The organism is Fontibacterium abundans (SeqCode) (assembly GCF_965235095.1).
Lineage (GTDB): Bacteria > Pseudomonadota > Alphaproteobacteria > Pelagibacterales > Pelagibacteraceae > Fontibacterium > Fontibacterium abundans.
Map to the genome: position 1 here is coordinate 135,153 of NZ_OZ249405.1, position 24,848 is coordinate 160,000.

Sequence of the window (24,848 nt, forward strand, 5' to 3'; positions counted from 1 at the left end):
TGATAAACTAATTTTATGTTATTTTGTTGTCAATTATATTAAATAAATATTACCAATGAAATCAATTGTTCCATTCATATCCATGCTTCCAAAAGCTGATATCGATCAGTGGTTAAAAATTTTAAAGAAAAAGCTTCCAAAGGAAAGAATTGTTAAATTCTCAAATTTAAAAAAATCAGATTACAAAAAAATAGATGTAGCTATTGTTGCAAATCCAAATCCAACTGAAGTTAAAAAATTATTAAATTTAAAGTGGATCCAAAGCGTTTGGGTGGGTGTAGAAAAATTAGTTGAAATCTTTAAGGGTGAGAGAGTTAAAATTGTTCGTCTTGTTGATCCTGAGATGAACAGAACTATGTCGGAGGCTGTATTATCTTGGGTTTTATATCTTCATCGCGATATGCATTTTTATAGACTTCAGCAGAATAAAAGATTGTGGAAAGAGAGCGATTATATAAAACCGTCAAAAAAAGTTGTCAGCTTTATAGGCTTAGGTGAACTTGGCTCGACATCTGCTGCAAAATTAATAGAGAATGGTTTTAATGTTTGTGGCTGGAGCAGGGGTAAGAAAAATATTAGAAAAGTTAAATCGTTTACAGGTGAATTAGGTTTAAAAAAAATGCTAAAAAAAACTGACATTTTAGTGTGCCTAATACCTTTGACTAGAAAGACTAAGTATTTACTAAATTCTAAAACACTTTCTTATTTAAAAAGAGGTGCGAGCATCATTAACTTTGCAAGAGGGGCAATTATTAACGAAAAAGACTTAGTAAAATATTTAAACTCTGGAAAAATTAAACATGCAGTACTTGATGTGTTTGAACAAGAACCTTTGCCTAAGAAAAGTATTTTATGGAAACATAAAAATGTAACAGTGCTTCCGCATATCTCAGCTCACACTGACATGGACACTGCATCTAATATAGTTTGTAAAAATATTAAATTTTACCGACTGACTAGTAAAATTCCAAAATCAGTAGATTTAAAAAGAGGATATTAAATGAGTGGTTGTGTATTATCCAAGCACTTTTCTTTTAAAATGCACGATACAAAATCAAAGGCCTGATCAACATAATCAGTGATTAAAAATAAATTAAGATCGTCTTTACCGATGACTTTTTTTTCAACTAAATAGTTAAAATTAAGAGTGGTATTCCAAAACTTTTTTCCTATTAATACGATGGGCAAGGGTTGTTGAGCTTTACCAGTTTGTTTTAAAGTTAAAATTTCTGTTAACTCATCCAGTGTTCCAAAGCCACCAGGAAACATAATCGTTGCTTTGGTAGGCTGGGTTAGAAAAAATTTTCTCATAAAAAAATAATAAAACTGCATGCTTAAACCTGGAGTTATGTAATTATTATTTTTTTGTTCTTCAGGAAGTCTAATTCCAAGTCCTATACTTTTTCCACCAGCTTCGAGCGCCCCTCTATTTGCAGCCTCCATAATTCCAGGCCCCCCTCCTGTAGCAACTACAAATCGATTACTTTGCTTTGAATATTCTTTTGCCCAAGTAGTAAATTTAAATGCGAGAGTGCGAGCTTGTTCATAGTATTCTGAATTTTCAGAATCTCTTTCTGAATTATTATTTTGATGTTCTTTTGATTTAAATCTAGCGCTACCAAAAAAAGTGATTGTATCGATGATTTTATGTATTTCAAATAAGGATTTTACTTTCTCATATTCAGATAAAATTCTAATAGATCTTCCTTCGGGACTTTCTAGAAATTGTTCATCTTTAAATGCTTCTTTTGGGTTATCCATTGATAATTAGATTTTTTTGATACTCTCTAGCTTTTAATACTTCCTTATTCCATTTGATCTCAACATCGTTCATATAGATAAGATCATCCTTATTTATATTCTTTTTAGCAACCGCACCACTTGAAAGACCCAAGGGTAGAAGGTTTTCTTTAATACTTCTTTCTGCAGTAAATAATCGACCCCGGGCAGCAAATCCGCCTTCACCATCTAATACTTCACCAATTTTAATGTCTTTTTTTGCAACGCAAACAACATCTGCATTGAAATAATTAGTTTGTCCTGTTGCACGCTTGTCTATTGCAATCACATACATAGATTGCGCAAGCTCAAGACCAATGTAATGATAAGGTCTCCAGATAGCAGAATAATTACCAGATTTATCTGTAATCATTCCATATTCTTTAAAACAATTTTTTGAATATTCATTTTGAGCCTTAATGACGATGTAAACACCCCATCTTAAATCATTTGGAATATTATTTTTATTTTCACCAATTGAAGAAATAACTTCAACCTGTCCTTCAAAATCTAAAACTCCATCAGCAGATTTTGGAATAAGCTTATTTGCAATATCATAAACGCCAACAGCCGGATAAGTTAAACCATTCTTTGGGCATTTAAGTCCCGATGCATTTGCAACAGCCGCCATTTCTATTGAAGATTTATCTCCTGTCGTAAAGGAATTAAACATTTTAGGATTCATTCCAGCTTTCTTTGCCTGCTCATCCGTCATCCCGTAATTTTTCCAAACAGTATCAGGTGTAGAGTATTCAAAACTTGGGTGATATTTTGTACCTTTTCCTGCACCAACAACTAAAAAACCATTAAGTTTTGCCCATTCAATTTGTTCCATAATGAGTGCTGGCTGATCACCATATGCCATGCTGTAAATTACATTATTTTTTTTAGCAAGATCTGATAAATATTTTCCGCAAAGAACGTCCGCTTCAACGTTCACCATAATAATATTTTTTTTATTATTTATAACTTTAACCGCGTGTTCAGTTCCAATAATAGGATCGCCTGTTGCTTCAATAAAAATATCTATATCTTTTTTTAATGCCTCATCTAAAGAATTAGTAAATTGAATTTGATCAATTGTTTTTTGACTAAGGCCACTATTTTTGCAATTAGATTTTGCTTTCTCAATATTAACATCAACAATTGCTGTAATTTTAATTTTTTGTAATTGATTGTATTGAGATAAGAACATGGAAATAAATTTTCCACATCCAATAAAACAAATAGAAATATCTTTATTTAGACTTTGAAGTTTAGAATATAAATACATTATAGTATTTATATTTGTTGCTTAGCCGCCTCTAAAAATTCAGACATTTTTTTTCTAATATCTGCATCTTGAATGTTACTTCCTTCTAAATCTTTTTTAATCTTTCTAAACACATCCTCATCACCCGCTTCTTGAAAATCGGCTTTTATGACTTCAACTATGTAATTTTTTTTTTTTTCTTCATCATATTTTAAAATATCAGCAACCCAACTTCCTAAAAGTTTATTTCTTTTTGCACTTATTTTAAATTCTGCCTCTTGGTCGTTAGCGAATTTTTTTTCAAATCCTTTTTCTCTATCTTTAAATGTATTCATATTAATTATTATAAACTTAAAAAAAGATTCAATAAAGTGGCTATTAATTTAGATAATTTATAAAAAATAAGCTATAATGAGTGGATGGCCATTATTATCATAGGATTACTTATTGTAATCATACTTTTATTAATTTTACTTTTTAGAAGGAAGTAATTTTAATTATTATTGATTTAAGAGCATTAAATAACTTATATTTCCTATAAAAATTATTTAACTAAAAAATAAATGACTACATCAAGCAAACATCCAGAGACCATAGGTTTACACGGCGGAGATTATAGAAGCGATCCAGCAACAACATCAGTTGCAGTACCGATTTATCAAACAACAAGTTATCAATTTAATAACACTGATCATGCGGCAAATTTATTTGCCTTAAAAGAATTTGGAAACATTTACACAAGGATTATGAATCCAACGGTAGATGTTCTTGAGAAAAGAGTAGCAGCTTTAGAGGGTGGAGTTGCAGCTCTAGCTGTAGGATCAGGGCAAGCAGCGTCTGCATTTTGTGTGCAAAATTTATGTAAAGCTGGAGACAATATTGTTGCATCCACTGATTTATATGGTGGAACAGTAAATTTATTTAAAAATACTTTAAAAGATCAAGGCATTGAAGTTCGTTTTGCAGATCCAATTGATCCTAAAAATTTTGAAAAATTAACAGATGATAAGACAAGAGGATATTATGGAGAGACATGTCCAAATCCTTATCTTAGAATTTTTCCAATTAAAGAAGTTGCAGAAATTGGTAAAAAATTTGGAATACCATTAATTATGGATAACACTGCTTCACCAATTATTTGCAAACCTCTAGAGCATGGTGCTGCAATCGTTATGCATTCTCTTACTAAATTTATTGGTGGGCATGGAAATTCTATTGGTGGTGTAATTATTGATGGTGGAAATTTTAATTGGACTGCAAATAAAAAAAGACAACCATTCTATAATGAGCCAGATCCTTCTTACGGTGGTGCTGTTTGGGGTGAAGTTGTTCCAAAATTAACAGGTGCTAACATTCCATTTATAATAAGAGCACGAGTTGTTTTGCTTAGAGATTTAGGAGCGCCATTATCACCATTTAATGCATGGCAAATAATTCAAGGATTAGAAACGTTAGCTTTACGAATGAAACAACATTGTTCTAATGCTGAAAAAGTTGTCTCATATTTGACTAAACACAGCAAAGTTCAAAAAGTTATTTATCCAAGTCTTTACGATGGTGAAGTTGGAAAGCGTGCTAAACAATATTTAAAAGGTGGCTTTGGAGCTTTGTGTGGTATCGAATTAAAAGGTGGCGTAGATGCCGGCAAGAAATTTATTAATGCTTTAAAACTTTTATATCACGTTGCAAATATTGGTGATGCAAGAAGTCTTGCAATCCATCCAGCTTCAACAACGCATTCTCAGCTTTCTCCTGAGGAACAATTAAAAGCAGGAGTTACACCAGGGTATGTAAGATTATCAATTGGAATTGAACATCCAGATGATATTTTAGCTGATATTGAACAGGCACTTGCAATTATTTAGATTAATTTAGAATTAATCTTTACAGAATTCGTCAGAGCTTTGTGAATAGGGCACTTATTTGAAATTTCAAATAATCGGTTTCTTTGTTCATCATTTAAATTACCAATAAGCTCAATCTTTCTATCAATATCCCCATTTTCATTTCTGTTTAGAGTAATAATAATTTTATCGAGAGGTAATTTTTTTAAACGAGCATACATTCTAAGAGTTATAGAAGTGCAAGAACCAAGTGAGGAAAGTAAAAAGTCATTTGGACTTAAGCCTTTATCTGTTCCTTCAGGAAAAGATAATGGTTCATCAGCAAAAAGCTTATGTCCTCTAACAGTTACGCTTTGTACAAAAGGGCCAGGGCCAACCTCAGAAACTGTAACGGTATTATCTTTATTAATTTCTGACATATAATTAATGAGTTGATTTCAAAGATTCATAAGCTGAATCTAAAAATCCTTTAAGACTTCTTAAAAACTCAGGCTCATTAAGAAGGAAAGAATCGTGACCATTATTAGTAATAATTTCAACAAAACTCACATCAGCGCCAATTGAATTGAGCGCAATAAGAATTTTTTTTGACTCACTTGTTGGGTAAAGCCAATCTGTTGAGAAAGAAATTAAACAATGTTTAATTTTTCCATCTTTAAATGCATTAGCAAGCACACCATTATTCTCACGATATAAATCAAAATAATCCATAGCGCGCGTTAAATACAAATAGCTATTCGCATCAAAGCGATCAACAAAAGCACTTCCTTGATACTTTAAATAACTTTCAACTTGAAAGTCCGCATCAAAAGTAAATTTAAAATCACCAGTCTGCTGAAGTTTTCTTCCAAATTTTTCCTGTAATCCTTTTTCAGATAAATAACTAATGTGACCTGCCATACGGGCAATGGATAATCCTTTTCTGGGATTTTTATTTAATTTTAAGTAATCACCATTACTCCACTCAGGATCAGCCATAATGGCCTGACGAGATAATTCATTAAATGCAATATTTTGTGCAGAGTGACTTGCTGTACACGCAATTGGAATCGCAGAATAAGTTCTATCAGGATAGGACGAACAAAACTGAAGAACTTGCATTCCACCCATTGAGCCACCTAATACACATAAAGTTTTTTCAATTTGAAAATGATCAAGCAATAAAACCTGCGCATTAACCATATCTTTTATAGTAACTAATGGAAAAGAGTTGCAATAAAATTCTTTAGTTTTAGGATTAACAGATGTTGGACCCGTTGTTCCCATGCAACCACCTAAAACATTTGCGCAAATTATAAAATATTTATTCGTATCGACCGCCTTGTTAGGTCCAATTGCTGTCACCCACCAGCCATCTTTTCCTGTAATAGGATTAGTTCCTGTTGCAAATTGATCGCCACTTAAAGCATGAAATACTAAAATAGCATTATCCTTATTTTGGTTTAACGTTCCAAAAGTTTCATAGGCAATTGTAAAGCTATCTAGAACCTGACCTGACTCTAATTGTAGAGGTTTTTTTATATCTATGGTTTTAATTTTACTTTTATCAATAATCATTTAATCCAATCTGGACACGGTAGTCCTTTTGATTTTAAAAATTCACGATTAAACAGTCGGCTTGCATATCTAGTTCCAACATCACATAAAATTGTAACTATAATTTTGTTTGGTCCCATTTTCTTTCCAAGTTCAGTTGCTCCTGCAACATTTATTCCAGACGAACTGCCAAGACACAATCCATCATCACGTAGCAAATCAAACACAATATTTAAAGCATCAGTATCATTAATTTGAAAAGCATCATCAAGCAAAGCACCCTCATAATTCTTAGTTATTCTTGATGTTCCAATGCCTTCAGTGATGGAACTGCCATTCATTACTAATTTTCCAGTTTTAAAATGGCTATAAAGAGCAGAACCATGCGGATCACTTACTGCAATTTTAATATTTTTATTATGCTTCTTTAGACCAATCGAAACACCAGAAATTGTTCCACCTGTTCCTGAGGCACATATAAAACCATCTATTTCACCATTGGTTTGAGTCCAAATTTCTTCAGCAGTTGTTTCAATATGAGCTTGTTGATTGATTGTATTGTCAAATTGATTACCCCAATAACCGCCAATGTCATCAGCAACTTTTTTTGCATGTTTTACATAATTGTTTGGATTATCATAAGGTACAGCTGGAACTTCAATTAGTTCAGCACCTAACTGTCTTAGAGTGTCTTTTTTTTCTTTTGATTGTGTATCTGGAATAACAATAACTGTTTTAATACCAAGTTCTTTTGCAATTAATGCAATTCCAATTCCAGTATTACCAGCGGTCCCCTCAACAATAGTTCCACCTTTTTTTAATTTACCATTTTTAATGGCATCATTTAAAATATAAAGCGCAGCTCTATCCTTTACAGATTCTCCAGGGTTCAAAAATTCTGCTTTACCATAAATTTTACAGCCAGAAATCTCTGATGCCTTCTTTAAATAAATTAAAGGAGTATTTCCAATTTTGCTTATTAAACTTGTTGTAGTCATTTAAGTTTTTTTAATTAAGTTTATATTTTTTTCTAAGAAACCAGCCTAAATATAACCCAGCTCCACAAAATATTAAAAATATCCAACCAGATAATGATGCTGCCATAATACCTGATAATAAAGTTCCAACTGTACAACCAAGTGCAATCATAGAACCAAACCCCATTAATATTCCACCTACAAATGATTGTACACTTTCTTTAATTTTAGGAATTTGAATTTTAAAATCACCAGAGAAGATTGCAAGAGCAAAAGATCCAAGCACTAAACCAAAAATAAATAAGCCGTTATTAGACCAGAATGTCTCTTTAACAATCGTTAAACATCCTCTTAAAACATCTAGGCCCTCAAGACGTGCTGGTAAAATATTAAAATAACTAGCGCTTGTTCTTGCTATACTTCCAATCTCAGCTGTAACGCCTAAAGGTGATACTCTTAAGAATGCAACAGTTGCAATTAGGGCAACTAAAATTCCACCAACATAAGTTGGCCATTTTATTTGCCACCATTTTTGAATTTTATTTATTTCTTTTTGTTTTTTATGAAATTTTAAAAGTAACAAAGCTAAAAAAATTAATAATGTAATTTGTAAAACGATTGATCCTTTGTATCCAAGATAATGAGGAAACCAAATAAGAGGCGCTTGCTGAATAGCTTTAAGATAAAGAAAGTTCCAACTTAAAAAAGCTAAAACGAACCCAAGTATAATTCCAATAAATGCAAATAACGCAGACAAGAGACCTTCACCAAGTCTATAAAGTTGAGCACTAATGCAGGATCCAGCAATTGCCATTCCAAGACCAAAGCTAAAAGATCCTAATACTAAAACCCAACTAACTGGAGCGATATGAGCATTTGGTGGAAGACGAGGTGCTATTGGATCAATAAGGAAAGCACCAAATATTAAATGATAACCTAGTGTTCCAATAATAAGAGCTACGATAATTCCAAATAATCCTTTAGCGTTTTTTATTTCAATAAAATCTCTGCTTATACAATAAAAACAAAATCTACTTCTTTGCAAAACTGCACCAAAGGCAATTCCAAGCCACAAAGATAAAGAGAGGGCAGTGCCTCCTTGTAAATTTTCAATTCGAGAATTTAAAATGAAAGCAATAATAAGAATTACAACTATTCCTAAAAAATTTTTAAAAGCAGGAATACTGCTATTAATCTGATAATTCACTTTTGCCATTTTAACTCCTAAAATAAAAAAATAGCGGCACTACGTGTGCCACTATTTTATAATAGAAAAGATTTACTAAATTCTAGAAAGATAACAAGTAGCGATTTAATTCGCTAATTAGTTATTATTTTCCACCCCAAACAGTTCCAGCTGTATTAATTACAGGGTTACCAACAGAATTTCCATATTCTGTCCATGAACCATCATAATTTCTAACATTGTAACCTAGGATTTTACTTAGTGCGAACCAAGTATGACTAGAACGCTCTCCAATTCTGCAATATGTGATAATTGGTTTTTTTCCATCAATACCAACTGCCGCGTAAACTTTTTTAAGTTCTTCTGGAGATTTAAACGTACCGTCTTCAGCAACAGCTTGTCCCCAAGGAACATTCACTGCACCTGGAATATGGCCAGCTCTAATCGCAGTCTCTTGAACACCAGCTGGAGCAAAAATCTTTCCAGTAAATTCATCTGGTGATCTAATGTCTACTAATGCTGTATCAGATTTTTTATTAACAATTGCAACAACGTCAATTAATCTTGCGCGTAAAGCATTGTTAGCATCAGATACTTTGATATTTCCAGCAGCAACTTTAGTTGCAAGCGGAGTTAAAGGTCTTTTTTCTGCTTCCCATTTCTTTCTTCCACCATCAAGCAATTTAACATTTTTTACTCCGTAAACATCAAACACCCAAGCGCCCCATGCAGCAAACCAGTTATTACTATCTCCGTAGATTACAATTGTGCTGTCATTGTTAACGCCTGCTTGACGAAGTAATTTTTCAAAATTTTCTTTGCTAGCGATATCTCTTTTTACAGGATCTACTAGATCAGTGTGCCATTTAAAATTTACTGCACCTTGAATATGACCTCTTTCGTATACTCCAGTATCAACACTTACTTCAATTAATCGAAGTTTAGGGTTGTTAAGATTTTTTTCTAACCAATCAGTAGTTACTAAAAAATCGCTTGGAGCCGCAACTACTGGAGCCGTAAATAACAGAGCCCAAAGTAGAACAACTTTTTTAATTAGTTTCATTTTATATTTCTTTCTGTAATAATTTTTTAATGTGAAACTGATTTAGTATTTATTTCTGTTTAATTCCATATATGTAGAAAAATAAGTTAAAAATTAGCTTTTAATAGACAAAAACTAGTATTTTATTTTAAATATGCTAGTTATATCAGAATAAAATTATATGAATGAGATAGATAAAAAAATATTATCCCAACTCCAAGAGAATGCGGATATTCCAATTGCTGAATTATCGAAGAAAGTGAACCTTTCAGCCACTCCATGTTGGGCTAGAATTAATAAATTATATAAAGAGGGATACATAAAGAAGAAGGTTGCGGTGGCAGATCGTAATAAGCTTAATCTTAAAACTGTAGCTTTTGTTTCTATTAGAACCAATCAACACAATATGGAATGGGCCAAGAAGTTTATAAGCATTATAAGCTCTATGCCTGAGGTTGTTGAGTTTTATAGATTAAGTGGAAGCATTGATTACTTATTAAAAGTACTCGTTCCAACTATGGAAGAATACAATAAGTTCTATACCAAACTCACTGATCAAATAGATATCTTTTCAGTAGCAACTTCTTTTTCAATGGAAGAAATAAAACAAACATCAAGCCTACCATTAAATTACGTCTGAACAATTATGCATCTAATGCATATGTTTCAAATGCATAGCGTGTCATGCAAGCAACACACTACTGTTATTTGCATTTAGATCTTCATTAAGTATGAAATTTATATAGAAGTTCTTCCATTAACTAATTTAATTATTAAGGAAAAAAATGAATAAAAAAATAATTCTTTCTTCTTTTGCTTCTTTGTTTTTTTTATCGCAAGCTGCAAATGCTGAAATTAAAATTGGAAAAGGTTCTTTAACATTCAACGCTGGAGTTTCTAGCCAGTATATTTTTAGAGGAATCGATCAAAATAAAGATGCTGCTTCTCCATTTGTAGGAGCTGATTTTACTCATCCAGTAGGAGATTTTAATCTATACTTAGGAGCTTGGACTGGAGCTCAAGATAACGTAACAGGAGCTGGTGGACAAGAAATTGATTACTATGCTGGAATTACAAAATCTTTTGGTCCTGCGACTTTTGATTTAGGTTACATCATTATGACATATCCTGGCGCAAGCATTAAATCTGAAAAAGAAGTTTCAGAAGCTTATGCAAAAGTTACTATCGCTCCAGATAAAAAGCCTTACACTTTTGGTGCGGCTTATTACGTTGATGATACAGGTGGATACAAAAACTCAACAAAAGAAGTTGCTGGAAGCTACTATGAATTTAATGCAACATATAATTTTGGTCCAGTTCAAGGATTGGTTAGCTATGGATTATATGAGTATGAAAGCGAAACAATCACAGTTTCTGCTTTAAAAGAAATAGCAGGCATTGGTTTTACTCTTTCTTACATAGACGCGCAGAAAGATGGAAGCAACGGTACTTATTTAAATAAAGACAGAGAATACGTTACACTTTCTGCTAAGAAAGTATTTTAATTAAATAACATTATTACTATTCAGTATTTAGAGATTGTAAGTCTCTAAATACTGTTTTAGTATTTCTTTCACTAAGTTTTAGGGGTGCTTCGAAAGAGGCTGAGATTAGACTCTTGAACCTGGATTGGTAATTCAATTAGGGAAAAATGATAAATAGTTTCTTAAGTTTAAATCTTGCATTCACAGTTGTAGTTTTTATTTCAACGTTATTTTTATTTATTGGAATATTTTATTCTAGAAAAAAAGTTAGCTTAAACACTTATTTAGTTTCAGATCGTAATGAAGGTGTCTTTAGTTTAAGTGCTACTTTAATTGCATCATCTCTTGGTGCATGGATATTATTTGGACCACCAACAGCCGCAACATGGGGTGGTTTTGGATCTATTATTGGTTATGCTCTTGGAACTGCTTTTCCAATGATTTTGCTAATATTTTTTGGAAAAAAAATAAGAGTATTATTACCTAAAGGAAAATCTCTAACTGAATTAGTATTAAAGAAGTTTGGAAAGAATTTATTCAAATTAATTTTTTCCTTAATGATCTTTTATTTATTTATATTTCTATGCGCAGAAGTAACTGCAATATCCAAGCTTATTTATTATATTTCAGGACTTAATATTTGGATTTCAGCATCTATTATTTTATTTTTTACACTAACATACGTTCTATTTGGCGGATTAAAAGCAACTATTAGAAGTGATGGTATTCAATTTGTTGTTATCATCTTATTATTTTTATACTTAATTTTTTCAGTATTTTTACAGAATAATAACAATTTAAATCTTAATATTTTTCAAGATGGTTTTATTAAATTTGATAGCAAATCTTTAATATCCTCTTTTCAATTTGGCTTTGTTTTTTTTATAGCAGTAGCTGCAACTAATTTATTTCATCAAGGAAATTGGCAAAGGGTTTATGCAGCTAAGAATGACAAGATTTTAGTGAATAGTTTGCTTATTTCATTTTTTATTATTTTTTTTATTGTTTTATTAATGGGACTGACCGGAAGCGTTTCTAAATTAAATGGATTAAAATTTAATGATGATCTTGCTTTCTTTTCTATTATTTTAAATAAAAGTGATATTTTAATTTCATTAATTATTCTTATTTTTTCTCTGTGCTTAACTATTAGTACTGTTGATACTTTATTAAATTCAATATCAAGCCTTACAATTGTTCACAGCAAAGATTTTTTTAATTTTAAATATTTAAAAGATAAAAGACTTTCAAATATTATTTTAATTTTATTATCAATTATTTGTTTAATTATTGCTCTTTATCAATTTAGTGTTCTTTATTTATTTTTATTAGCAGATCTTCTTTGTTGCGCTTGTGCTTACGTAGTGTTTAAAGGTTTATACCAAAAAAAAACTTATCCTTTTAGATCTCTAGTTTTAATAATGATTGGACTTTGTTTAGGATTATTATTTTTTCCAAGCACAGATTTTTCTAAATCTTTATTAATTGGAGTTATTTTTAATAAAAGTATTTTTAATGAAATTTTTACTAATTCGTTGTTATTCTGGTCTTTCTTATTTGCAACCTTTTCACCGATGGTTTTTGATATTATTTATCGAAGAGCTAAGTAAAAGGATCTTAAAAATCTAATAGTACTACAGTAATTAATATTAGTAGAATTATCTGAATGAAATTTATCACGATAGAACTACCGTGTAAGATTTTAAATGTGCGATTATCTTTTGCTTTTTGTTTATTGATTGTTGGCATTAAATAAAAATAACAAAGCGCAAATAAAACAAAGATAATTACATTTGCGTAAAAAATTGCATTAAACACACCAAGAGAAGCAATTGCGATTAGGGAACCCAAAGCAAGAGCTGCATTAATAATATAATAAATAGGGAACAATCTTCTAATATATGGACCTGACTGTGTAGTAGGTAAGAATTTATGAACAGTTGGTGCGATTACAAAAGAAAAAAATAACATTATTCCAAGACTTAAAACTGGAAATATCGTGATAACTGTTAATAGAAGGTAATCAAGTATTGTTGGCATTTAAATATTAATAAAAAAAAGACCATATAGGTAAACTTTATTTAATCAAATAAATAAAATAGCTTATTCATATTCTATATTTTATACACCAGAACACATGTCAGATTCTTTATCCAATTATGTTAGAAAAAGAAAAATTGCGAACAAGAGTACATGGACAAGTGTAGTCGTTAATTTTTTTCTAGTTATTTTTCAAATAGTTGTTGGATTTTTCTCTAAATCATCAGGATTGATAGCAGATGGTTTTCATACCTTAGCTGACATGCTCTCCGACTTAATAGTTTTAATTACAAGTAAGAAATCTTTAAATCCACCGGATGATGATCATAATTATGGTCATCATAGATATGAAAATGCCGTAGGCTTATTCTTAGGAGTTCTTTTATTTTTTGTTGGATGTGCCATGATTTGGAGCGCAGGTAAAAAGCTCGAAAACTCTGATCAGATAGTGGCAGTGCATGTTACAGCTTTGTATGCATCAATTATTTGTTTAGTAGTTAAAGAATTATTATTTCGTTATCTTTTAAATATTGCAAAAAGAGCTAAATCAAGTCTGTTAATGGCCAATGCTTGGCATGCACGTTCTGATGCAGCATCGTCTTTAATTGTTGCAATTGGAATTATTTTTAATCTTCTTGGATATCATAGTTTTGATTTAATCGCTGCAATCATTGTTGGTGTTATGATTTTAAAAATGGGATGGACTTTTAGTCATGAAGCAATTCATGCTCTAACAGATAAAGCTGCTGATACTTATGAAGTTGAAAAAATTAAAAAAATAATATTAGAAACGCCAGGCGTTGTTAATGTTCATGATTTAAGAACAAGAAAAGTAGGCGATAGTATTATTGCAGATGTTCATATTGAAGTTAAAGGAACTTTAACAGTAGCGGAAGGTCATGCAATTGCAGTTGAGGCAAGAAATAGAGTTATGCGCAGCTCTAGGGTCTTAAACCTAATGACTCACATTGATCCTGTTTAAAATTTAGTTTAAAGCTGGATAATCAGTATAGCCTTTTTCATCACCACCATAAAAAGTTGCGCGGTTATAAGGATTTAAAGGCGCATTTATTTTGACACGTTTTGGCAAATCTGGATTCGCAATAAAAATTCTACCAAATGCCACAGCATCCACATCATTTGATTCAACGGCTGTTTTTGCATCTTCAGGCGTGTAACCTCCAGCAGAAATAAATATTCCTTTAAATTTTTTTCTAAATAATTTTGTAGCAGAAGGAGCGTTAGCATCAACAGCATCACCACCACCAGCTAATGTTGCTCTAGGTTCAATCATATCTAGGAATGCAATTTCTCTTTGATTTAATTGATCTATTAAATAAGTGAATAATTCTACAGGATTAGAGTCACTCATATCATTGAATGTTCCATAAGGAGAAAGTCTTACGCCAACTCTATCTTTTCCAAAAACATCAATGACAGCATCCAATACTTGTATAGGAAATTTAACTCTATTTTCTATGGTGCCGCCAAACTCATCGGTTCTTTTGTTGCTTCCATCTTGTAAAAACTCATCGAGCAAATATCCATTAGCCATATGAACTTCAACGCCATCAAAGCCAGCTTCTTTTGCATTTTTTGCAGCGTTCACATAATCTTGAACAATCCCTGGAAGTTCTGATGCTTCTAATGCTCTTGGTATTAAAATAGGAGTAGGTTTCCAATCAGCAGTAAATGTTCCTGAATTTTTTGCAGCAATTGCTGAAGGTGCAACGGGCAAACTATTATTTGGCTGGTGAGATGAATGAGAAATTCTTCCTACATGCCATAATTGTAAAAAAATATGACCTCCATTTTTATGTACAGCGTCAGTAATTAATTTCCATCCCTGCACTTGTTCTTTGCTGTGAATTCCAGGAGTCCCAGGATAACCCTGACCTTGTTGAGAAATTTGTGTTGCTTCAGTTATAATAAAACCAGCCGACGCACGTTGAGCATAATAAGTAGCATTTAATTCCCAAGGAATATTGCCAGGCTGTTTGCTTCGCATACGTGTAAGCGGAGCCATAATAATTCTATTTGGAAGTGTTAGATTGCCTATTTTTAAATTATCGAAAATTGTTGGCATATGTTTCTCTTTGATTGAAGTGTTGTATAAGTAGCATAGTCATCAATGTCAATTTTGTTAATATTAAATATTTATTAAATTTTTTATGAAAATAACTTACGTTTCATCATGCTTACTTAAAAAGTCTAATAAGATTTTAATTACCAGTAGACCTAATGGTAAATTTTTAAGTGGGTTTTGGGAGATACCAGGTGGAAAACTTTTTAACAACGAGTCTTTCGAAGATTGTGCTGTTAGAGAATTATACGAAGAAATAGGAGTTAATATAGATAAAGAAGATTTAAAAAATATAGATCTAATTACACATCGTTACAAAAATAACATAATTATTATGATGATTTATCTGGTAGAATATTGGTCAGGAAAGGTTAAACTTAAAGAAAAACAACAATTAAACTGGATAAATCGTAAGCAAATAAAAGAGTTTAATTTTTTACCAGGAAGTCAGATTGTTTTTGATAGAATATATGAAAATTATTACAAATTTTTTAAATAAAAATATTAAAATATTATTTATATTTTTTATTTTTTTTAGTGTAACACAGTGTTCTTCATCTATGAAATTAGAACAATTTCAAAATAATAAACCTGAATTTAAATTAGAAGAGTATTTCAAGGGCAAAACAATTGCACGTGGAGTATTCGAAGATCGTTTTGGTAACATTAAAAAAAGTTTTAAAGTTGATATCGATGGGACTTGGGACGGAAAATATCTCATTATGAAGGAGAATTTTATTTATGACGATGGAACTAAAGAATATAGAGAGTGGAAACTTGAAAAAATTGGCACCAATCAGTATCAAGGATATGCTGACGGAGTTATAGGTCTTGCCTCAGGTTCAACTTCTGGAAATGCATTTAATTGGAAATATGATTTTGATCTTCCAATTGGCTCTAGCAAATACAAAGTTAGCTTTGATGACTGGATGTTTTTGCAGGACAATAATTATTTAGTCAATATTGCAACCATGTCAAAATTTGGAATAACGCTTGGAAAAGTTATTCTATTCTTCAATAAAACTTAACGTATTGAAATTAAGACGAACGTTACTACATTAAGGGTATGATTAAATATAATCTTGAATGTTCTTGTGGTGAAACCTTTGAAAGCTGGTTTCAAAATTCCAATGAATATGAAAAGTTATTAAAAAAGAATTTAATAAATTGTTACGTATGTGGTCGTTCAAAAACCGTTAAGAAGAGTATAATGGCCCCAAGTGTTGCAACCTCTAAAACTTCTGTCCCTGAAAAAGATGTTGAGCAAAAAAAAGAGTTTTTCAAAAATGTAAAAAGCAAAATCAGAGAATTGAATGATTATGTTGCTAAGAACGCTGAGTTTGTAGGAGATAAATTTGTATCAGAGGTTAGATCTATTCATTACGACAAAAAGAAAAAAAGAAACATTTATGGCAATGCCACTTTAGAAGAGACTAAAGAATTACAAGAAGAGGGAATTGATGTTGCGACCATTCCTTGGGCTCCAAAAGAAGACGCTTAATTTTTTTTAAAACTTACCGCGTAATTAACGTCCATGTCTTTACTTTTCTGCCATTCCCTTAAGAAAATATTAAATTTAAAACCTACCGTTTCTTTAAGCGCTAGTTGATAATTAGAGGCCGTTGAGATTATTTCATTGGGCTTTAAAAACTTATTCCAATCGTGAGTACCTTTGGGTAGCCAATTTAATATGTATTCAGCTCCTACAATTGCAAACAAAAATGATTTAGCAGTTCTGTTTAATGTTGCAAAAAATATAACGCCATTTTTTTTTAATAATTTAGCGCAAGATTTTATAAATAAATCAACGTCAGCAACATGTTCAATTATTTCTAAACATAAAATAACATCAAATTGTTCATTTAACTTTTCAGGAGTTGCGCATAAGTAATTAATTTTTAAATTCATTTGTTCGGCATGAAACTTTGCAACATTTATATTTTTTTCAGAAGCATCAATTGCAGTAACTTTTGCACCTAATCTTGTCATAGGTTCTGCAATTAAACCTCCTCCACATCCAACATCCAATAAAGTTAAGTTCTTAAATGGATAAGATCCATTAGGTAGTATTGAGAAATGATTTTTAATTTTATCTACTAAATATTCTTGTCTAATAGGATTAAATTTATGTAAGGGTGCAAATTTTCCATTTGGATCCCACCATTCAGAAGCCATTTCTGAGAATTTTTTTATTTCTCGTAGATCATCTGTTTGATTATTTTTATTATCTATGTTCATTTTCTTGCGAAATATTTAACATAGGGGTAATTATAAATCTAAATTTTTAATATATAAATTAGCATTCATGAGTAAAATTGTAGTTAAATTTGGCGGCACATCTGTTGCAAACATAGAAAGAATTTTAAATGCCGCAAAACTTATCAAAAGTAAGGTAGACGAAGGTCATAAAGTTGTTGTTGTAGTTTCAGCAATGTCTGGCGTTACTAATGATTTAATAAAAAAATCAAAAGAAATAGATCAGAATTTTGATTTAGAGGAATATGATGCTCTACTTTCAACGGGCGAACAAGTTACCTCAACATTATTCGCGGGTGCTTTAAAAAAACTTGGTCTTAAATCAAGATCGTGGTTGAGTTGGCAGATTCCAATTGTAACTGAAGGCTTTCATTCTAACTCTAGAATAGTTTCAATTGAGACTACAAAACTTAACAAGTCTTTGGATCAAGGTGAAATTCCAGTTGTTCCAGGCTTTCAAGGAGTTTCAAAAGATTTTAGGCTCTCAACATTAGGAAGAGGTGGATCTGATGCTTCAGCAGTTGCTTTAGCTAAATGCATAGGAGCTGATTATTGTGAAATATATACAGATGTAGATGGCGTTTATACAACTAACCCCGCTATTAATCCTAAAGCAAAAAAAATTGAAAAAATTTCTTATGAAGAAATGTTAGAGATGGCATCTTTAGGAGCAAAAGTTATGCAAAGTAACTCTGTACAGCAAGGCATGATGAACGATGTTGAAATTCATGTTCGTTCAACATTTACAAATAATGAAGGGACCAGCATTACGAGCGACGATAAAATTTCTTATGACAAAGTTATAACAGGTGTTGCTTACTCTAAAGATGATGCCAAAATAACTTTAATAGGAGTTGAAGATAGACCTGGAATTGCAGCTAGCATTTTCAAACCTTTGTATGAAAATAATATTAGCGTTGATATGATTGTCCAAAACGTATCAGCCGATAATAAAAGAACTGACGTTACTTTTACAATTAAAAGAGAAGATCTGGATAAATCTGTAAATCTTATTAAAAAAAATAGTAACCTTAAATTTGAAAAAATTACTTTTGATGACAAAGTTGCTAAAGTTTCAATAGTAGGTGCCGGTATGATTACCCATCCAGGCGTTGCTTTTAAAATGTTTAAAGCATTATCAGATCAAAGCATAAATATTTTGGTAATATCAACTTCAGAAATTAAAATTTCTGTATTAATAGATGAAAATCAAACACAAAAAGCTGTAGTTGCTATTCATGCTGCATTTGATTTAGATTAAATTATATGAGCAGTATTAGACCTTTTCGAGAAATCTTAAGACGAAAAACAAAAAAAATTAAAGTAGGCAACGTTTATGTTGGTGGTGATGCTCCGATATCTGTGCAGTCCATGACTAATACTTTAACAACGGATGCTAAAGCGACCATTTTACAAATTAATCAAATAGCCGAAGCAGGCGCTGATATTGTTAGAGTTTCTTGTCCAGATGAAGAATCTACAAAGGCATTAAAAGAGATTGTAAAACATGCAAACGTACCAATCGTTGCAGATATTCACTTTCATTATAAAAGAGCAATTGAAGCTGCAGAAGCAGGAGCAAGTTGTCTTAGAATTAATCCAGGAAATATTGGTTCAAAAGATAGAGTAAAAGAAATTGTTAAAGCTGCAAAAGATTTTGGTTGTTCAATTCGAATTGGAGTTAATGGTGGGTCAATAGAGCAAGATTTATTAGAAAAATATAAAGAACCATGCCCAGAAGCTTTAGTTGAAAGCGCTGACAGAAATATTAAGATTTTAGAAGATTTAGATTTTTTTAATTTTAAAATAAGTGTCAAGGCTTCAGATATTTTCTTAGCAGTCAATGCTTACAGACAACTTTCAAAAAAATGTGATTATCCACTACATCTTGGAATAACAGAAGCTGGAAGTTATTTCGCAGGAACTATTAAATCTTCAATTGGAATTGGAATGTTATTAAGCGAGGGGATTGGAGATACTATAAGAATTTCCCTTTCTTCGGATCCAGTAAATGAAGTTAAAGCAGGACTTGAAATATTAAAAAGTTTAAATTTAAAAAATAGAGGTGTTAAAATAATTTCTTGCCCATCATGTGCACGACAAGCATTTGAAGTTATTAAGACTGTAGAAATATTAGAGCAAAGATTATCTCACATTAAAGAACCTTTAACATTGTCTATTATTGGTTGCGTTGTAAATGGACCAGGTGAAGCATCACAAACAGATATCGGTTTAACAGGTGGTGGCAAAGGTAGTAATATGATTTACTTGTCGGGCTTAGCAGATCATAAAGTTCCTAGTGAAAACATTATTGATCACATTGTAGGTCTTGTTGAAAAAAAAGCAGAACAGATTAGAAATCAAGCTCTTTAAATTTAAATGATACCCATAGATAAAGTTGAGAACATCGTAAGTAGATTCAATGAGCTAGAAAATATTTTAGCGAAACCTGATCTTAAAAAAGATGAGTTTGTTAGTAACTCGAAAGAATATTCAAACCTTAATGATATAATAAGTTATGCGAAAGATTATTTAAAAGTTTTAGAGGATTTAAAAAGCACCAAGAATATTTTAGAGGACAAGTCTACTGATAAAGAATTCTATGAGATGGCTGAGAAAGAACTTAAGGACTTAAAACAGCAAGAAGAAGATTGTGTAAAAAGACTTAAAGTTTTCTTACTTCCAAAAGATGAAGCAGATGAAAAGAACGCTATTATTGAAATAAGAGCAGGAACAGGCGGTATGGAGGCCGCTTTATTTGCCGCTGACTTATTTAATATGTACCAAAAAGTTGCAGTGCTAAATGGTTGGAAAGTTGAAATTATAAATTTATCAAACAGTGAGGGTGGTGGTTACAAAGAAATTATCGCATCTATTGTAGGTCGTAATGTTTTTTCTAAATTAAAATTTGAGTCAGGAGTTCATAGAGTTCAACGAGTACCCGATACAGAAACACAAGGAAGAATTCATACATCAGCAGCAACAGTTGCAGTTCTGCCTGAAGCTGAAGAAGTAGATGTAAAAATTAATGATGCAGATTTAAGAATTGACGTTTTTAGATCAAGCGGTCCAGGAGGACAATCAGTTAACACGACTGATAGTGCAGTTCGAGTAACTCACATTCCATCAGGAATAGTTGTCTCGCAACAAGATGAAAAATCACAACATAAAAATAAAGCAAAGGCTTTAAAAATTTTAAGATCAAAACTTTATGATTTGCAAAGATCTCAACAAGAAAGTGAAAGAGCGAAAGCTAGAAAAAGTCAGATTGGAACAGGAGACAGATCTGAAAGGATTAGAACTTATAACTTTCCACAAGGAAGGGTTACAGATCATAGAATTAATATGACCCTTTATAAATTAACAGATTTTTTAGCCGGTGATGCGTTTAAAGAATTGTCAGACGCTATACAAATTCAATTCCAAGAAGAGCAGTTGGAGAACTTAAAGATATGAATATATGTTAGTAAATGAAGCAATTGCCTTTGCAGAACAAGAATTAAAAAGAAGTAATAATTTAAACTCTAGATTAGATTCTGAGATATTAGTTTCTCATTTAATTAATATTCCAAGAGAGAGCATTTATTCTAAATTAAAAGAAAATCTTTCGCACAGTAAAACTGAAGAACTACAGAAGTTAGTAAGCAGAAGAGTAAAAAAAGAACCTATTGCCTATATATTAAATAATAAAGAATTTTGGAGTACAAATTTTTACGTTGATCGTTCGGTGCTAATACCAAGACCTGAAACTGAAGTATTAATTGATTTAATTTTGTCTCAAATTAGTAATAAGAATAATTATTGGAATATCTTAGACATTGGAACAGGTTCTGGATGTATTCTAATATCTTTATTAAAAGAGATAGTTAAAGCCAAAGGAATTGGAGTAGATAAATCTACAAAAGCAATTGCTATTGCAAAGAAAAATTCAATTTCACAGCAGGTTGATAATCGTGCATCATTTAAAAATGTTAATTTAGAAGAGATAAAGTTTGATAAAAAATTTGATCTTATTGTCTCGAACCCCCCATATTTACCAGATGTTTCATTAAAGAATTTGAATCTAGATATTAAACTTTACGAACCTAAAATTGCTCTGCAAGGAGGTGTGCAGGGTGTTGATTTTTTATGCAAAATTATAAATTTAGCTTCAAAAATTTTAAAAATAAATGGTTTGCTAGCGCTTGAAATTGGTGATAATCAGTTTCACATATTAGCGACATATTTAAAAAAAAATCGCTTTAAAATTTTAGATAAATATATTTTAATTAACAAACAAGTTCGTTGTTTATTAGCAACTAAACTTTAGAAAACATTATAATAATAACTAAGAATTGACATTAAATGGCATTTATGGAAGTTTAAGGACTTCCCTGAAATTGAAATAGAAAAAATCAAACAAAAAATAATAATTTTAATTTAAATAATTGATGAATAGTTTTGTAAGGAGACCACCAAGAAGACGCCCAGATCAAAGAAGCGGTGGTGGAATGAGAAGACCAAGTAATGGTGGTTTTAGAACTAATAGATCTCAAAACATTGAGCACTCTTTTAATAATAACGGAAATAATGGTTATAGAAATAACGGATCAGCTCATGGTGCGCATAAGTTAGTTGAAAAGTATAACAACCTAGCAAGAGAAGCTCTTGCCTCAGGTGATATTATTTTAGCTGAAAATTATTATCAGCATGCAGATCATTATATAAGAATAGCTCCTCCACAACACAGATCAGAAAGAAATGGAACTGAGACAGAGGCGCCAACTGGAACGACCGAAATTATTAATAAAATCCCAGGCGTTCATTTAGATGAACCGCAAGAAACAGCTGCTGCTAATTCAGAACAAGCAGACGGAAATTCTTAAAATTTATTATTTCTTTTTAGAAGCTTCTAAAATTAAGTTATCGACATTTCGCTTTTGTATCTCAAAGAAGTTTTTATTATTGCCTTCCAACGGTGCTGCTGAAGGTAACTTTAATGTTTGTGAATTTTCTTTTCTTCCATTTACCACAACTTCATAATGCAAGTGCGGACCTGTAGAACTTCCAGTGCTTCCTAAATATCCTATTACCTGACCTTGTTGAACTTTAGTTCCACGTCTCATGCCTTTGGCATAATCTTGTAAGTGAGCATAGTTTGTTTGATAAACAGGACTGTGACGAATTGAAATAAATTTTCCATAACCACCTTTCCATCCAGAATATTCAACCGTGCCAGCTCCAGAGGCCATTACAGGTGTTCCAATAGGCGCCGCAAAATCTGTACCTTGATGCATTTGGTTGTAACCTAAAATTGGATGAATTCTAAATCCGTAACGTGAAGATAATTTTGCTCCATTTATTGGAGTTCTCATTAAACTTTTTTCAATACTTTTTCCTTCAGGAGTAAAGTAAGCAATACTTCCATTAGGATATTCGTAACGATAAAGGGCAATATTTCTTTCAACATTGGTAATCTCACTGTAAATAATATTCCCTGTTCTTTGTGACACACCATCATCGTCTAAATATCTTTCGTAAAATATTTTAATTTTATCATTTTTTTTCAAATCACGTTGGAAATCCACTTCAAATCCATAAAGCCTTGCAAACTGGGCTACGATACTATTTTCAATACCAGATTGTTTAGCTGTTCTATAAATCCCTCTATCAATTGTTGTTTCAACTAAATGATTTTTTTTTGTTAAAATTTTTGTAACTCTTTTTGTCTCGTAAACATTATCTTTGTTTAAGAAAACATGAACTGAAGTAATGTTGTCTATATTGACCGTTAGTCTTGAAACAAAATTTCCATTTTTTTCTCTTTTTACAATTAAATAAACTTTTTGATCATTTCTTAGTGTGCCAACATTATATTCTCTTCGTAGAGCGTTAAGAACATTATTAACTTCTGTAGGTGAAATTTTTTGATCATAAAGAATTCTCTGTATGCTATCTCCGTTTCTTACTTTAAGCTCAACTTTTGTTGCCCCAGAATTAAATTGATTAAATAAAAAATCCTTTACTGTTATTAAATTATTTTCTAACTCCTGATCTTTACTCTCGCTATTCTCACTATATTGATCAAAATATTTAGAGATAAAAATAAAAATAATCAGGATTGGAATTATTAAAAATACTAAACTAGGCTTAAAGCTTGGCCTGTAACTTAGGATTTTTTTATACATTTGGACTTAAATATCTCATTAGCTTTTTAGAGTCATCCCAAACCTCAATTTTAAGTTGTTAAGTATGTATATTATAGTTAATTAGAGGCTATTTTATTGGGTTTAAATAGCCAATAGCTGTGTTGACTTAGCAACATTTTAGACGTACATACATCGTCCCTTGCCCTGAATAATTAATTATTTAGGGGCAAATTAATAAAAATTTAAATAAGACAAAAAGAAATCCTAACAGATTTCTTGTTGTCTTGTTGAGCTCTTTAAAAACGTAAATTAGGAAGAGAAGCGTGGACGGCTATATTTGTAAAAAAAATTTGGCTGTACACACTTCTATAAAAATACAAAAGTAATTTTGTACAAGCTGTTTTTAATTAAACAGATAGTAAAAGCTTGTGTACGCCGTTATTAAACTTGAGAGTTTGATCATGGCTCAGAACGTACGCTGGCGGCACGCCTAACACATGCAAGTCGAACGCAGTAGCAATACTGAGTGGCAGACGGGTGAGTAACATGTGGGAATCTGCCTTGTGGTTCAGGACAACATTGGGAAACCGATGCTAATACTGGATAAGCCCTTACGGGGAAAGTTTTAATGCCATAAGATGAGCCCGCATTTGATTAGTTAGTTGGTGAGGTAATGGCTCACCAAGACAATGATCAATAGCTGATCTGAGAGGATGATCAGCCACACTGGGACTGAGACACGGCCCAGACTCCTACGGGAGGCAGCAGTGGGGAATCTTGCACAATGGAGGAAACTCTGATGCAGCGATGCCGCGTGAGTGAAGAAGGCCTTTGGGTTGTAAAGCTCTTTTGTAGGGGAAGATAATGACTGTACCCTAAGAATAAGGTCCGGCTAACTTCGTGCCAGCAGCCGCGGTAATACGAAGGGACCTAGCGTAGTTCGGAATTACTGGGCGTAAAGCGCGCGTAGGCCGTTGAGTTAGTTAATTGTGAAATCCCAAAGCTTAACTTTGGAACTGCAATTAAAACTGCTCGACTAGAGTTTGATAGAGGAAAGCGGAATACATAGTGTAGAGGTGAAATTCGTAGATATTATGTAGAACACCAGTTGCGAAGGCGGCTTTCTGGATCAACACTGACGCTGAGGCGCGAAAGTATGGGTAGCAAAGAGGATTAGATACCCTCGTAGTCCATACCATAAACGATGATTGCTAGATGTTGGAAATTTATTTTCAGTATCG

Annotated in this window: 26 protein-coding genes and 1 rRNA gene (1 of these 27 only partly in view); 15 read left to right on the forward strand and 12 right to left on the reverse strand. The window is 31.8% G+C overall.

Annotated features, from left to right (window positions below; translation table 11 throughout):
• Positions 1 to 55: 55 nt before the first annotated feature.
• Positions 56 to 1,000, forward strand: coding sequence for a 2-hydroxyacid dehydrogenase (locus AC8GER_RS00780; protein WP_506598083.1), 945 nt, complete (start codon positions 56 to 58; stop codon positions 998 to 1,000).
• Here AC8GER_RS00780 and AC8GER_RS00785 read toward each other — a convergent pair.
• Genes AC8GER_RS00785 through AC8GER_RS00795 form a run of 3 tightly spaced genes read right to left on the reverse strand, consistent with a single transcriptional unit; the run spans position 997 to position 3,366 of the window.
• Complete coding sequence (locus AC8GER_RS00785) at positions 997 to 1,761, reverse strand: LOG family protein (RefSeq protein ID WP_506598084.1); 765 nt, start codon at positions 1,759 to 1,761, stop codon at positions 997 to 999. The genes AC8GER_RS00780 and AC8GER_RS00785 overlap by 4 nt on opposite strands.
• Positions 1,754 to 3,052 carry an NAD(P)H-dependent oxidoreductase gene (locus AC8GER_RS00790; protein WP_506598085.1) on the reverse strand — a complete coding sequence of 433 codons (1,299 nt, stop codon included), beginning with the start codon at positions 3,050 to 3,052 and terminating at the stop codon, positions 1,754 to 1,756. Before AC8GER_RS00790 ends, AC8GER_RS00785 begins: the two co-directional genes overlap by 8 nt.
• Before the next feature lie 8 nt (positions 3,053 to 3,060).
• Positions 3,061 to 3,366: a DUF1476 domain-containing protein gene (locus AC8GER_RS00795; protein ID WP_506598086.1), complete on the reverse strand. Its 306-nt coding sequence runs from the start codon at positions 3,364 to 3,366 to the stop codon at positions 3,061 to 3,063.
• 228 nt (positions 3,367 to 3,594) lie between these two features.
• Here AC8GER_RS00795 and AC8GER_RS00800 point away from each other — a divergent pair, with 228 nt between their 5' ends.
• Positions 3,595 to 4,896 (forward strand): O-acetylhomoserine aminocarboxypropyltransferase/cysteine synthase family protein, encoded by a 1,302-nt coding sequence (locus tag AC8GER_RS00800; protein ID WP_506598087.1) that lies wholly within the window; start codon positions 3,595 to 3,597, stop codon positions 4,894 to 4,896.
• On the opposite strand, the gene AC8GER_RS00805 is transcribed toward AC8GER_RS00800, so the two are convergent.
• The 5 genes from AC8GER_RS00805 to AC8GER_RS00825 all read right to left on the reverse strand — a co-directional run bounded on the left by AC8GER_RS00805 (position 4,893) and on the right by AC8GER_RS00825 (position 9,637).
• A complete protein-coding gene (locus AC8GER_RS00805) occupies positions 4,893 to 5,294 on the reverse strand; it encodes an OsmC family protein (protein ID WP_506598088.1) in 402 nt (133 codons plus the stop codon). The genes AC8GER_RS00800 and AC8GER_RS00805 overlap by 4 nt on opposite strands.
• Positions 5,295 to 5,298: 4 nt before the next feature.
• On the reverse strand, positions 5,299 to 6,432 hold the full coding sequence (metX, locus tag AC8GER_RS00810; protein ID WP_506598089.1) for a homoserine O-acetyltransferase MetX: 1,134 nt from the start codon (positions 6,430 to 6,432) through the stop codon (positions 5,299 to 5,301).
• Complete coding sequence (locus tag AC8GER_RS00815; protein ID WP_506598090.1) at positions 6,429 to 7,409, reverse strand: cysteine synthase A; 981 nt, start codon at positions 7,407 to 7,409, stop codon at positions 6,429 to 6,431. Before AC8GER_RS00815 ends, metX begins: the two co-directional genes overlap by 4 nt.
• Before the next feature lie 10 nt (positions 7,410 to 7,419).
• Positions 7,420 to 8,604: a YeeE/YedE family protein gene (locus AC8GER_RS00820; RefSeq protein WP_506598091.1), complete on the reverse strand. Its 1,185-nt coding sequence runs from the start codon at positions 8,602 to 8,604 to the stop codon at positions 7,420 to 7,422.
• 115 nt (positions 8,605 to 8,719) lie between these two features.
• Positions 8,720 to 9,637 (reverse strand): sulfurtransferase, encoded by a 918-nt coding sequence (locus tag AC8GER_RS00825; protein WP_506598092.1) that lies wholly within the window; start codon positions 9,635 to 9,637, stop codon positions 8,720 to 8,722.
• A gap of 160 nt (positions 9,638 to 9,797) precedes the next feature.
• Between AC8GER_RS00825 and AC8GER_RS00830 the strand changes: the two genes are divergently transcribed.
• The 3 genes from AC8GER_RS00830 (at position 9,798) to AC8GER_RS00840 (ending at position 12,710) form a co-directional block, all read left to right on the forward strand.
• Positions 9,798 to 10,256: an Lrp/AsnC family transcriptional regulator gene (locus tag AC8GER_RS00830; RefSeq protein ID WP_506579607.1), complete on the forward strand. Its 459-nt coding sequence runs from the start codon at positions 9,798 to 9,800 to the stop codon at positions 10,254 to 10,256.
• 145 nt (positions 10,257 to 10,401) lie between these two features.
• The gene (locus AC8GER_RS00835; RefSeq protein WP_506598093.1) at positions 10,402 to 11,121 is read left to right on the forward strand and encodes a TorF family putative porin; all 720 of its coding nucleotides are present in this window, start codon (positions 10,402 to 10,404) and stop codon (positions 11,119 to 11,121) included.
• Between the two features lie 146 nt (positions 11,122 to 11,267).
• Positions 11,268 to 12,710 (forward strand): sodium:solute symporter family transporter, encoded by a 1,443-nt coding sequence (locus AC8GER_RS00840; RefSeq protein WP_506598094.1) that lies wholly within the window; start codon positions 11,268 to 11,270, stop codon positions 12,708 to 12,710.
• Positions 12,711 to 12,717: 7 nt separating this feature from the next.
• On the opposite strand, the gene AC8GER_RS00845 is transcribed toward AC8GER_RS00840, so the two are convergent.
• On the reverse strand, positions 12,718 to 13,140 hold the full coding sequence (locus tag AC8GER_RS00845) for a DUF4149 domain-containing protein (protein WP_506598095.1): 423 nt from the start codon (positions 13,138 to 13,140) through the stop codon (positions 12,718 to 12,720).
• A gap of 97 nt (positions 13,141 to 13,237) precedes the next feature.
• Between AC8GER_RS00845 and AC8GER_RS00850 the strand changes: the two genes are divergently transcribed.
• A complete protein-coding gene (locus AC8GER_RS00850; RefSeq protein ID WP_506598096.1) occupies positions 13,238 to 14,122 on the forward strand; it encodes a cation diffusion facilitator family transporter in 885 nt (294 codons plus the stop codon).
• 3 nt (positions 14,123 to 14,125) lie between these two features.
• Here the strand turns inward: AC8GER_RS00850 and AC8GER_RS00855 are convergent, their stop codons facing one another.
• Positions 14,126 to 15,226, reverse strand: a complete 1,101-nt coding sequence (locus tag AC8GER_RS00855) for an alkene reductase (protein WP_506598097.1) — start codon at positions 15,224 to 15,226, stop codon at positions 14,126 to 14,128.
• Positions 15,227 to 15,311: 85 nt separating this feature from the next.
• Between AC8GER_RS00855 and AC8GER_RS00860 the strand changes: the two genes are divergently transcribed.
• Genes AC8GER_RS00860 through AC8GER_RS00870 form a run of 3 tightly spaced genes read left to right on the forward strand, consistent with a single transcriptional unit; the run spans position 15,312 to position 16,724 of the window.
• Complete coding sequence (locus AC8GER_RS00860; RefSeq protein WP_506598098.1) at positions 15,312 to 15,722, forward strand: NUDIX domain-containing protein; 411 nt, start codon at positions 15,312 to 15,314, stop codon at positions 15,720 to 15,722.
• A complete protein-coding gene (locus AC8GER_RS00865) occupies positions 15,694 to 16,251 on the forward strand; it encodes a DUF3833 domain-containing protein (protein ID WP_506598099.1) in 558 nt (185 codons plus the stop codon). Before AC8GER_RS00860 ends, AC8GER_RS00865 begins: the two co-directional genes overlap by 29 nt.
• A 38-nt stretch (positions 16,252 to 16,289) precedes the next feature.
• Positions 16,290 to 16,724 (forward strand): DUF1178 family protein, encoded by a 435-nt coding sequence (locus AC8GER_RS00870; RefSeq protein ID WP_506598100.1) that lies wholly within the window; start codon positions 16,290 to 16,292, stop codon positions 16,722 to 16,724.
• Here the strand turns inward: AC8GER_RS00870 and ubiG are convergent.
• Positions 16,721 to 17,461: a bifunctional 2-polyprenyl-6-hydroxyphenol methylase/3-demethylubiquinol 3-O-methyltransferase UbiG gene (ubiG, locus tag AC8GER_RS00875; protein WP_506598101.1), complete on the reverse strand. Its 741-nt coding sequence runs from the start codon at positions 17,459 to 17,461 to the stop codon at positions 16,721 to 16,723. The two genes, AC8GER_RS00870 and ubiG, sit on opposite strands and share 4 nt — an antisense overlap.
• A 67-nt stretch (positions 17,462 to 17,528) precedes the next feature.
• Between ubiG and AC8GER_RS00880 the strand changes: the two genes are divergently transcribed.
• The 5 genes from AC8GER_RS00880 (at position 17,529) to AC8GER_RS00900 (ending at position 22,344) form a co-directional block, all read left to right on the forward strand.
• Entirely contained in the window at positions 17,529 to 18,740 is a 1,212-nt protein-coding gene (locus AC8GER_RS00880) for an aspartate kinase (protein WP_506598102.1), read from the forward strand.
• A 5-nt stretch (positions 18,741 to 18,745) separates the two neighbouring features.
• The gene (gene ispG / locus AC8GER_RS00885) at positions 18,746 to 19,852 is read left to right on the forward strand and encodes a flavodoxin-dependent (E)-4-hydroxy-3-methylbut-2-enyl-diphosphate synthase (RefSeq protein ID WP_506598103.1); all 1,107 of its coding nucleotides are present in this window, start codon (positions 18,746 to 18,748) and stop codon (positions 19,850 to 19,852) included.
• A gap of 6 nt (positions 19,853 to 19,858) precedes the next feature.
• On the forward strand, positions 19,859 to 20,935 hold the full coding sequence (gene prfA, locus AC8GER_RS00890; protein ID WP_506598104.1) for a peptide chain release factor 1: 1,077 nt from the start codon (positions 19,859 to 19,861) through the stop codon (positions 20,933 to 20,935).
• Positions 20,936 to 20,939: 4 nt separating this feature from the next.
• Entirely contained in the window at positions 20,940 to 21,788 is an 849-nt protein-coding gene (gene prmC / locus AC8GER_RS00895; protein ID WP_506598105.1) for a peptide chain release factor N(5)-glutamine methyltransferase, read from the forward strand.
• Between the two features lie 121 nt (positions 21,789 to 21,909).
• On the forward strand, positions 21,910 to 22,344 hold the full coding sequence (locus tag AC8GER_RS00900) for a DUF4167 domain-containing protein (RefSeq protein WP_506598106.1): 435 nt from the start codon (positions 21,910 to 21,912) through the stop codon (positions 22,342 to 22,344).
• A 6-nt stretch (positions 22,345 to 22,350) separates the two neighbouring features.
• On the opposite strand, the gene AC8GER_RS00905 is transcribed toward AC8GER_RS00900, so the two are convergent.
• Complete coding sequence (locus tag AC8GER_RS00905; RefSeq protein WP_506598107.1) at positions 22,351 to 23,646, reverse strand: M23 family metallopeptidase; 1,296 nt, start codon at positions 23,644 to 23,646, stop codon at positions 22,351 to 22,353.
• A gap of 404 nt (positions 23,647 to 24,050) precedes the next feature.
• Between AC8GER_RS00905 and AC8GER_RS00910 the strand changes: the two genes are divergently transcribed.
• A 16S ribosomal RNA gene (locus AC8GER_RS00910) occupies positions 24,051 to 24,848 on the forward strand; it runs 688 nt beyond the window's last position.